This window comes from Microcoleus sp. AR_TQ3_B6 (genome assembly GCF_036702785.1).
Lineage (GTDB): Bacteria > Cyanobacteriota > Cyanobacteriia > Cyanobacteriales > Microcoleaceae > Microcoleus.
In genome coordinates this window covers 1-10,380 of sequence record NZ_JAUBVJ010000149.1, presented here as the reverse complement: position 1 = coordinate 10,380, position 10,380 = coordinate 1, and the positions used below count along the sequence as shown (strand labels likewise).

7 protein-coding genes are annotated in these 10,380 nt (G+C 47.2%); 1 reads left to right on the top strand and 6 read right to left on the bottom strand.

All coding sequences use genetic code 11. The features are described from left to right. Positions 1–194: 194 nt before the first annotated feature. The 6 genes from QUB56_RS35290 to polA form a co-directional block, all read right to left on the bottom strand. The gene (locus QUB56_RS35290; RefSeq protein ID WP_332961015.1) at positions 195–1,910 is read right to left on the bottom strand and encodes a HAMP domain-containing sensor histidine kinase; all 1,716 of its coding nucleotides are present in this window, start codon (positions 1,908–1,910) and stop codon (positions 195–197) included. 368 nt (positions 1,911–2,278) lie between these two features. Next, positions 2,279–2,800 carry a hypothetical protein gene (locus QUB56_RS35285; protein ID WP_332961014.1) on the bottom strand — a complete coding sequence of 174 codons (522 nt, stop codon included), beginning with the start codon at positions 2,798–2,800 and terminating at the stop codon, positions 2,279–2,281. Between the two features lie 188 nt (positions 2,801–2,988). After that, positions 2,989–3,993 (bottom strand): hypothetical protein, encoded by a 1,005-nt coding sequence (locus tag QUB56_RS35280; protein WP_332961013.1) that lies wholly within the window; start codon positions 3,991–3,993, stop codon positions 2,989–2,991. A 46-nt stretch (positions 3,994–4,039) separates the two neighbouring features. Next, positions 4,040–4,612, bottom strand: a complete 573-nt coding sequence (locus QUB56_RS35275) for a thermonuclease family protein (RefSeq protein WP_332961012.1) — start codon at positions 4,610–4,612, stop codon at positions 4,040–4,042. 66 nt (positions 4,613–4,678) lie between these two features. After that, positions 4,679–5,599, bottom strand: coding sequence for a DUF1698 domain-containing protein (locus QUB56_RS35270; RefSeq protein ID WP_332961011.1), 921 nt, complete (start codon positions 5,597–5,599; stop codon positions 4,679–4,681). A gap of 35 nt (positions 5,600–5,634) precedes the next feature. Continuing rightward, a complete protein-coding gene (polA, locus tag QUB56_RS35265) occupies positions 5,635–8,763 on the bottom strand; it encodes a DNA polymerase I (protein ID WP_332961010.1) in 3,129 nt (1,042 codons plus the stop codon). 204 nt (positions 8,764–8,967) lie between these two features. On the opposite strand from polA, the gene QUB56_RS35260 reads away from it, so the two are divergent. Continuing rightward, positions 8,968–10,287 (top strand): J domain-containing protein, encoded by a 1,320-nt coding sequence (locus QUB56_RS35260; RefSeq protein ID WP_332961009.1) that lies wholly within the window; start codon positions 8,968–8,970, stop codon positions 10,285–10,287. The last annotated feature ends 93 nt before the right edge of the window (positions 10,288–10,380 follow it).

Genomic DNA, 10,380 nt, shown 5'->3' with positions numbered 1-10,380 from the left:
ATACTGGCAGCCTAAAGGCTACAACTGCGTTTCATACCCTGCGGGAAAGACCGGGGTTCTCACTCGACGCGCTATAGAGGGTTGTGGTGGGGATTATCATGCAATGTAACCGTCAATCTAACAGAATCTGTTGCCGAACTTCCATCCATCCATCCCTTAAATACTCTCCCAGCGAATCCGTTGCCCAACTTCCGTCAAGCCTGCATCACCACCCGTTCCGGGAGACTGACAATAAAAGTTGAACCTTTACCGTTCTCGCTTTCGACACTAATTTCGCCACCGAGAATTTGACACAAACGCTGGCTAATTGTCAGTCCCAAACCCGTACCTCCATACTTGCGGGTAGTCGAGGCATCAGCTTGAATAAAAGGTTTAAATATGTGTTCTAATTGCTCGTCCGTCATCCCAATGCCCGTGTCGCTGACTCGAAACATTAAAACTGGAGAACTGTAGTTTCCTCCCGAGTAAAAATCATTATTTTTATTGGGTTTCCCCGGTTTTGATTTTTCAATGATAATTCTTTCGACGCCGATAGTAATGACGCCTTTTTCAGTAAATTTTGCAGCATTGCTGAGCAAATTGAGGAGAATTTGCCGCACTTTCGGTTGGTCGGCGTACATTGTGCCGAGTTCGCCTTTAGTTGTCAGTGCTAAAGCATTGCCTTTTTTCTCTACCAGCGGTTGAGCCGTAGTCATCACTTCTTCAATCATCGTCGCCACGTCGAAGTTTTCTAAATAAAGGGTGACGTGACCGGCTTCTATTTTGGAAATGTCGAGGATGTCGCTAATCATGTCGAGAAGGTGTTTGCCTGCGGTTTGAATTTTTTCTAAGTCTGGGAGAAAATCTTCGGAACCGGAATCTTGAGCATCTTCTTGCAGCATTTCGCTGTAGTTGATGATGGCATTGAGGGGAGTGCGGAGTTCGTGGCTCATGTTGGCGAGAAATGCACTTTTGGAGCGGTTGGCAGCTTCGGCTGCCACTTTTGCTTCGTGCAAGTCTTCTGTATATTCTGCTACCCGCTGAATGAGTTGGTTGAGAGAAATTGCTAGCATTCCCACTTCGTCGGAAGTAGTGACGGGTACTTGCAAATCAAAGTTTGATTCTTCGGTAACTCGCTGAGCGATGAGAGTAGTAGCTTCTAGGGGGCCGGCGATCGCCCCGCTGGTGTATGCTGCAAGTAAGGCTGCGATACCGGCGGATACTGCTAGAGAGCAAACCAGAATCAGAGTGCCAAGTTTTTCTGCTGCCTCGTAGGTTCTAAATGCCTGATCTGCTTTATCGCGAAAGTTGTCGGCCAGTTTTGCTGAATCCTCGGAAAACAGTTTGAGTTTCACAGCAGTTTCGCCAGCCACAAAATTGTTCAAGTTCCGCCCCAAAGCCTCCTTCTGCTTCGGATTCAAAGCAGATAATTTCGCAGGCGCCAACAATTTTTGTACTTGTTGAAAGTATGATTCTACGGTTTTGCCGTTGGCTTCAGCGAACTGTTGAAGCAGTTTGTAGTCTTTGGCAATCTCGTGATTCTTCGTCGGTGGAAAGGTTTGCAGTTGTTCGAGGATGCCGCTCATCTGAGCAACGCGAGTCAGGAATTCCGAGCGTTCGCGATCGAAAATTTGCGGTTTGGCCGTCAGACTCGGCAGCTCTTGCTGTTGAATTCTGACTTCCTGCACCGTGTTATTGAGGTTTGTCAGGATTTCCGCTTTATCTCGGTCGATGGCTAGTTTTTCTCTAACTTGGTGTTTGTGATAGGATTCTACTCCCCGTCCCGCCACAGCACCCAAAACGGCAATACCAATGACCAAGGCGTATCCGCAGCCGATTTTCTGCCTGATACCCAAGCGACCCAACAGACTTTTCAACCCTATTTGAGGACAGTTCTGCAGTTTATTTTTCAAGACTAAGGTTAAAGACATGGGCAATGTACTCGTCACCTTTGAGAGGCACCATCTATATTCTAATTGATGCTTGCCTGAGGGTAAATAAAGTTCTGACCTCCTACATTGTGCCGAGTTCGCCGGGCCAGGTTTCGGCAGTTATCGGGTCTTTGCAGGGTTCCACAGGTCGCTAGGCTTGACTGTTTGGACGAGTTATGTATAACAAATTATAGCAGAAGCAGGAAGAAAGAAACAGTCACAGGGAGGATTTCAGTCATTAAGAAGCTCCTCACCGTCGGCCGTGGTTGCGATATTATCAGGGGCGAGTTATAAGTTGCAAGTTATGAGTTAGATTTCGGATTCAAAACTCTACTCTACTCGCAACCCACAACTCTATCGCTGTTTCTCTACTGGCAAAGTCGAAATTGTGCTATCTCAGCAGGAATTATTGAAGCATTAGGTACGCTAGCACTTGCTGGAACGAAGATTCCCATACCGAAACTGCAACCCTCTGCCTTCGTGCATTCGCGCGGTTTGGCAGTGATTTGATATTCGCCTTGGGATGGGGGAGTAAAAGAGATTGAAGCCAGTTCGCCTGTCTTTTGACTCGCAGCTATTTCCTGGCCGCTGGCATCCTTGAGAGATAAGTTTAAATCCTGGCAATTTCCGTCGCAAGTAGCAACAAAAACATACTCAACATCAGGATGCAGGGTAGCTCTAAAAGGAGAGGAAACGTGCTTGCGAACTTGACCCAGCAACGGCACAAATACTAATTTTTGACCGTTGCCTTTCCGCTGGTCAACTTCTGTTTTCAAGCGACAAACAACCGTTTTTTGGTCGTTGGTCAGTTCTTGAGCAATAGCATTTCCTACGATTGCAGTACCGAGGAGCAGAGCCATGCCGGAAATAACCAGATGTTTGAAATTCATTGATGTCCCTTAATGTTAATTTTTTGCTAATTGATTGGACTTGCACAAATAATCTATCGGTAGGGTACGTCTCGGCGCGCCTTACTGCGACAGGTAGTGTCTAATTTAGCAGGTCTGATGCAGCACTGTCTATTTACAAAGGAAATTGATGAATTGTCCCTATATACAATCGAGATTCGGCTAGTAGACTACCAATTGCCATCTCTGACGCCATCGGGATCGACTTTGAGCTTTTTAATTTGTGCTTGAGGAATGTCAACAGATGTATCGTCTTGCTGCGGTGCAAATCCCAGATTTTTGTCCATCTCTTTGACCGACTTGACTTGAGAAAGGATAGTTGACGGTGCGACATCGCCTTTTTTTTCGTCGTAAAGGTCGAACCAAGGAAGATTGTATTCACTGTAAGTTTTGGCAGTAACGGGCGTGTTTGGCGGTTCTTTACCAGTGATTTCCCGATACATCATGCTATTAACAATGTGGACGTATACTCTGCCGAAATTTGTCTCGTCCCAGGTGTTGATACCGTAACGATCGGGATAAATTTCTTGTTTCATTTTACCACCTGCTGCTAATCCCATTTCCGCACTAAGTGCGAAACAAATGTCCTCCCTGGCATCACCCATGTCATAACTAATACCTCTCTTTCTACTTAATTGTGGTGGCGGTTCTTCTGGAAATAACCCTGGTTTCGGATCGAAGACAATGATTTGAATGCCGCCAAATTCTTCTTTACCAGTTACTTGTCCTTCGACAGTGTAACCCATACCGAGAGGCATAGCAACAAATTGGCGGATGTAACCTTCACCAGAATTGATACCATCTAACCAGGGTTGAGCGGGACAAATGACATAATCTTGGTCATTAGCTTGCAGTTTTTGCTGCCAAGGTTTGCCGGAAACGGCATTGATTTTACCAACAGCAATTTTAACAGCATTGGGTCGCCAATTAACTCCTCTAAAATAAATCCACAAAGCTTCCCGTTGATACATGGGAATAAACACGCCCCCGTGTTCTTTCCAAGTTTCAGGTACTCGAGAAATGTAGTCATCAACTTTGCAGACGGGAAAATCGCCTAATCCCGGCGGTAAGGGATAGGTTTTACCGTCGTCGGGTATCCGCAAAGTGCGTTGAAAATTCAGGGAGAAGTGTTTACCAAAACAGATAGCGTTGTTTTTTACGGTGATTTCTAACATGGGGATTTTTAGATAAAGAACAATTACCAGAATATCAAAATTTCACTCATTTGTCGTTGTGTCTAAATTGCCAAGCTGGCACAAACTTGGAATCACCCCAAACGCCCCGGCGATTTTTCTTAGCTTCGGCTTCGGCTTGTTCCAGAACACTTGCACTCGGACAATTTTTTAAGTAAGGACGGTAAACCATTGCTAATCCTTCGCGCGTCAAAACTTCTTGGGCAAATATGCCGTTTGATAAGCGAACTTCGCTAACTTTGCGGCCGTAGCGGTCAGTATCGGTGACGGTCAGAACAACGCGACCGCCCCCTTGTTTGACTAGCTGCTGCATTCTTTGGTGCGCTAGATTTCCCCACTTAAATTGATTTTTTTGGGCTGATGCTTTGCTATTTTTTTCAGCGTTGGTGTGGGCGATTTCCGGTGCATCTATGCAGGCAAAACGCACTTTGATATCTTTTCCAGCGCTATCGCTGGCGACCAGGGTGTCGCCGTCGCTAACTCGCTTTACAGGATAGTTGTTGGGCGCTATGTTTTGTGGACACCCGAATAGTAGCAATAGCACGATCGCTGCACTTAAGCTTTTTATTTTTGGGAAAATGGCAATTTGGGTTTTGCTCATATTTCTGTCTATTAGTTTACATTTATCGGGTGAGTTTAATTAACCGATCGCACTTTCAGTCTTTCCCTAACGCCAAGCGTGAAAAACCATCCGGGCGCACGGACCGCTAGCTTGGGAAATATTAACAGCTTTAATGTCGCGAAATCCTGCACTTTCGAGCATCCCTTTCACCGCCAGAGCATTTGGTCCGAACCAATTCGTCGGGTCATTATTCAGTTCGCCGCCAGGATAAAATGCCACTGCCGGTCTTTGGCAATCAAGCATATCGACGTGAGTTTCTAATATTAACTGCTTGCCGGTAACGCTGAAAACTCGATCGAGAGCCAGCAGGGGATGCCTCATATGGTAAAGAACTCCCAAGAACAAAACCAAATCAAAAACCCCTACTTTCTCGGGCGAAAGTTCGAGCACGTCTATCTCCATATCTTCAACTTGAGACTTGAGCACTCTGCGGGCCAGTTCAAATCCTGCTTTGCCAAAATCGGGGGATTGCCAAACAAAAGAATCTGTAGCCAAAACGCGCTTAGCCCCGCGCTTTTCTGCTGCAAAAGAGTAAAATCCATCCCAAGCACCGACATCTAAAACAGTCATTCCTGCTAAACTTTCGGGAAGTCCAATTTTTTCTTCGGTTTGGGGAGATGAGGTTTTACCGCCGCCCGGAGTGATGACTCCGCAACCGAGGTCAATGCAGTGATGCCAAGCGCGAATTTTTGCTACTTCTGCTTTTAGCAGCACTCTTTCGATATCTTGTAGAGAAACAATCTCCGCAGGTGCGGCTTGCTGGCTTGCCAATTGCTGAGTTTTAGCGCATAGCTTGTCAAAATCTTGGCGGTAGACGGCTAATTCTTCAATCAAGCTTTCGGATAAAGGAGTGCCGCTTTCTTGCAGTTTTTGAGCTGCTTGATAAAAGCGCAAGTTTAAATCGGTGGCGCGTTTTTTTACATCGTTTAACTGCTGCCACAAAGTTTGTGTTTCGGCTGTCATCATCTTGTTTTTTCTCCCAAAATTTCGGTTGCTGCTGTCTATTTTGTTTCCATCCAATTTTGCCCTGCGTGGATGTCCACTATCAGCGGTACGCTAAGTGGCAGAGCATTTTCCATCGCACTTCTAATTTTCGGCTGCAATTCTTCCCATTCATCGGGAGGTACTTCAAAGATTAATTCGTCGTGAACTTGCAGCAGCAGCCGCGCCTGATAGTTTTGCAAAATTTTGTGTACTTCAATCATGGCAAGTTTAATGATATCAGCACTGGAGCCTTGAATCGGAGCGTTGGCTGCTGCCCGCAAAGATTGGGCATCATCTCTGCTGAGAGATTTAAGTCTATCGGAGTGAATGTCTTGGGGATTGCGGCCTTTTAAGTCGAGGATGCTTTCGCTCTCGAATTTTAAATAGCGGCGGCGGCCGAGTATTGTGGTGACGTATCCGAGGGCGATCGCCTCTTTTTTTACTTTCTCCAAAAATTCAAAAACTTTACTGTAACGCTCGTTAAATCGCTTAATAAACTCTTTGCCGTCTGCTGAAGTTTTGCCCATCGAACGACCAAACTTAATCGCCCCCATACCGTAAATTACCCCAAAATTAATTGTTTTGCCAAACCGTCTTTCATCGGGAGTTACTTCCTCTTTTTCAAACAGCAGTTGAGCCGTCACGGTATGCACATCTCGGTTATTTTTGTAAGCTTCAATTAACACAGGTTCTTGACTCAAATGAGCTAAAATCCGCAGTTCAATTTGAGAATAGTCAGCCGACACCATCAGCCAACCTGGCTCCGGCAAAAAAGCTTTGCGAATTTGCCGCGAAAACTCGGTGCGGATGGGAATATTTTGTAAATTTGGATTGGAAGAAGAAAGCCTTCCCGTACCCGTTGCAGTTTGGTTGAAATCTGTATGCACTCGCCCGGTATCCGCACGCACTAGCTGCGGCAAAGCATCGACATAAGTTGATTTCAACTTGGATAATGTTCGGTGTTCTAATAAATCGTCTACAATCGGGTGGTCTCCTTGCAATTTATCCAATACAGCGGCGTCTGTAGAGTATCCAGTCTTAGTTTTGCGAGACTTTTTCTGAAACTCATCCGGGATTTTTTCTAACAAGATTTCGCTGAGTTGTTTGGGGGAACCTAAATTAAACTTTCTCCCCGCTGCTTGATAAGTTTTTTCTTCTATTTCTTTTAAGCTCTTTTCTAGCTGTTGCGATAGTTCTTGCAGATACGCTGAATCAATGCGAATTCCGCAGTATTCCATTTCTGCTAAAACTGGTTCTAGGGGCTGTTCTACTTCCAGCAGCAACCGATGCAGAGACTTTCCGGGAAAGTTAGCTTCATCAGCTTTATCCAATTCTGCTCTAAGTTTACCTACTAACTGAAATGTAGTGTAAACATCCATGCCGCAGTAGTCGGCTACTTTTACAATACTGATGTCAGCAATTGTTTTGTTTTTCGGCACTAATTCATTGTAAGTTTTGGCAATAATGCCTAAGTATTCCCTTGACAGTGCGCTGAGACTGTGATTTTTTTCTGGATTGAGTACGTAACTGGCTAGCATGGTGTCGAAGACGACTCCTGCTAGTTTAATTCCCTGACACCGCAGGATCGATCGATCGAACTTAGCATTTTGCAGGGCTTTGGGATAATTTTCGCTTTCCAAAATCGGACGCAAAGCATTTAAAACTGTGGCTTTGTCCAAGTTTGTGCCGGTTTTGTGTCCCGTGGGAATGTAAGCGAGATCCTCTTCACCGGTTCCCCAACAGCAGCCAATTCCGACTAATTCGGCGTCTCGCGGTTCGATGGCGGTGGTTTCGGTATCCCACGCTACGGGTGAGGCTTTGTCGGTGCAGGTTTGCAGCAGTTGGACTAATTCGTTTAACTGTTCGGTTGTTTGAATTATTCGGGGTTTAATGGGTAATTTGTTTTCCTGCTTGGCGGCTTTGGTGTCATCATGAGTCCAAAACCACAATTCGTCTGCTTCTGAACTTTCAGAAGTTGGAGGTGACTTATCTATTGTGGAGTGGGCATCTTGCCCCCCCTGTTCCAATGGCTTTTCTACACCCTCCAATGGCTCTTTTACACCCTCCAATGGCTGTTCTACACCCTCCAAGGGCTTTTCTAGGGTGTTTTCCGACGAGGCAGAGCCTCTGGATATGCGTTCCCGGGCAGAGCCTGGGAACGAGGATTTCTCTTGTTGTTTTTCCTTTTCTTCAACGCCACCAAAACGCTTTTGAATTTGTTTAACTTTGCTTAAAAATGTCTTGAATTCCAACTTTTCCAGCATGGGAATCAAGGCTGATTCGTCAAAACCTATAAGCTGGCAATCTTCTAAGTTGATTTCTAAGGGCACGTCTTGGACAATTGTCGCCATGCGTTGAGAATGATAAGCAGCTTCTTTGCCTTCTTCTAGCTTTTTCTTAGTTGCTCCTTTAATCTCGTCGATTGCTGCATAAATTCCGTCGAGGGAATTGTAAGCTTCCAGCAATTGCAGGGCGGTTTTGTCGCCGATGCCTTTGACTCCGGGGATGTTGTCGGATTTGTCGCCGCACAAAGCTTTGTAATCTATTACTTGTTGGGGCAAAATACCGAGTTTGGCTTTGACTTCTTCCGGGCCGTATTCTTGGGATTTGCCTTTGCCCGATCGCCTGAGTTCATCGGTACTCAAATATAATACGCTGATTTGTTTTTCGGTTTCTACTAATTGAAACAAATCTCGATCGCCCGTGAGGATTTTGACCTGATAACCCGCCGCGCTGGCAATGTTAGCCAAAGTTCCCAAAACATCGTCCGCCTCAAAGCCGGGAGCAGTTATTGCAGGTAAATTCAAATAGGTGAGGAGTTCTTGCAGGTTTTTGATATCGGGAATAAAATCTTCGGGAGTTTCCGCACGGCCGGCTTTGTAAGTTTCGTCTGCTTCGTGGCGAAATGTGGGTGTGGCGAGGTCAAAGGCGATCGCCATGTACTGGGGGTCGTGGGCCGCCATTACTTCCAGCAGCGACTTGAGAAAGCCAAAACAGACGCTGGTGGGAATGCCTGTCGTAGTTCGCAAGCCTCCGTCTCGACTTTTGGCAAAGGCGAAGTAGGATCGAAAGGCCAGGGAGTGACCGTCAACTAAGATGAAGATGGGAGCTTGATTTGCCGACACAGACACAAATACCGATCGCACGAAAGGATTTTCTCATTGTAGCCAGTTGTCAGTCTGCATCGATCAACCCTAGGGATGGCCGACAGACTTGAGGACGCTTGACACTCGATCGGCTCTCGGCTTACTGTGCAGCTTGGCTGAGAATAGTACAAGATGTTAAGTGGGATTCCCGCTCGGGATAGCTTCGCTTCACGCCAATTTATCAAGACCTGCCGATCGAAGCCTATGGCTGACATTAATCGATGCTACGAAATCCTCGAAATTGAGCCGGGAAGTTCCCTCGAAGAAATTAAGCGTGCTTACAGGGATTTAGCGTTTGTGTGGCATCCGGATCGGTTTGCCCACAATGACCGACTGCAACAAAAAGCTCACCAAAGATTAACAGAAATTAATGAAGCTTACCAGCAGTTGGTGTTGTTTCTGAGTCAGCCTGAATCGAAGTCGATCGAAAAACAGTTTCAGCAGCAGCCGCCGCCGCCGTCCAAGCCGCTGAGAAGGCGTTCTGCAAAATCAGCCGCCAGGCATGGTTCCCAGCGCCGCCAAACCCGCCCAAAAGCCACCTCCAAAAAATTTCAAACTCAAAAGAACTCTTCAAGCAAGACACGATTTTCAACTCAAAATCGCCAAGGGTGGGGTTCAAGAAAGCAACCAGGGCCAAGCGTTGGTCCGAAAGCGCGGCCATCTCCAAACTATCAAAAGCTTACCTCGAAAAGGAAAAAAGAATTTTCAACTCAATACTCAAAACCGCGAAGCGCGCCGAGGGAAGTGCGTTCATCTCAACACTATTCAAGCTTCCCTTGGGGGCCGCTGGCAATCGCCGTGGCGAGTTACGCTTTGACCGGTTGGATTTTGACGGTATCAGTCGCCCCGCTGTGGATGTGGACTTTAATCTGCGGTGCAGATTGGCTGTGGGCCGCGATTTTGCTGGCGGAGGGTTCGGCAACGCCCAGAGTGTGGCTGGCGGCGTTAGTTTTGGCTGGGGCGGTAGGGGGGTCGATCGCCGGTTTTCAGGCGGGAGGAATGGTAACAGGGGCTGCTTGGGGTGCAGTTGGGGCTGGTTTGGGGGCGATCGCCAGTTCCGAGGCCGAGTCTCGGGCTGTGGCTGCTGTTTTGGCGGTGGCGGGAGTGGTGACAGTGGTGGGATTGATGGCTGGAACGGGTTCTGGGGATTGGGTTAAGGCGTTGGTGGCGGCCGTGTGTTGGGCGATTGTCGGCTTGACGTGCGGGCTGGCGACGGAACTAGGGGTGAATTCTGGCGGCCCCGTCGGGCTCTCTGGTGCGATCGGGCTGGGGATTGGGGCGTGGGCGGGGGTTTTGGCTGGGGCGGGTTCGGAGGCGATCGCTGGGGCCTTGGGCCTCGCCGGGTCTAAGACTGTTTATAGCGCTTGGGCTGCGATCGGCATTATTGCTGGAGTGGTGGCGCGGATGGTAGCCGGGGAAAGGTTGAGCGACACCGACAGCGGGCTTTACACGTTTATCCTGTTGGTGGCTACTTCGAGTTTCGGGCTGTGGCTGGGAAGCTGGTTGGTCGATCGTCTCTTTTAAATTAGTCATTACTCATTAAGCTGTTACACATTTAAACTGTGATACAAGCATTACCCTTGTTTTTGATTTTTCGCCCCCATTTAATTATTAATT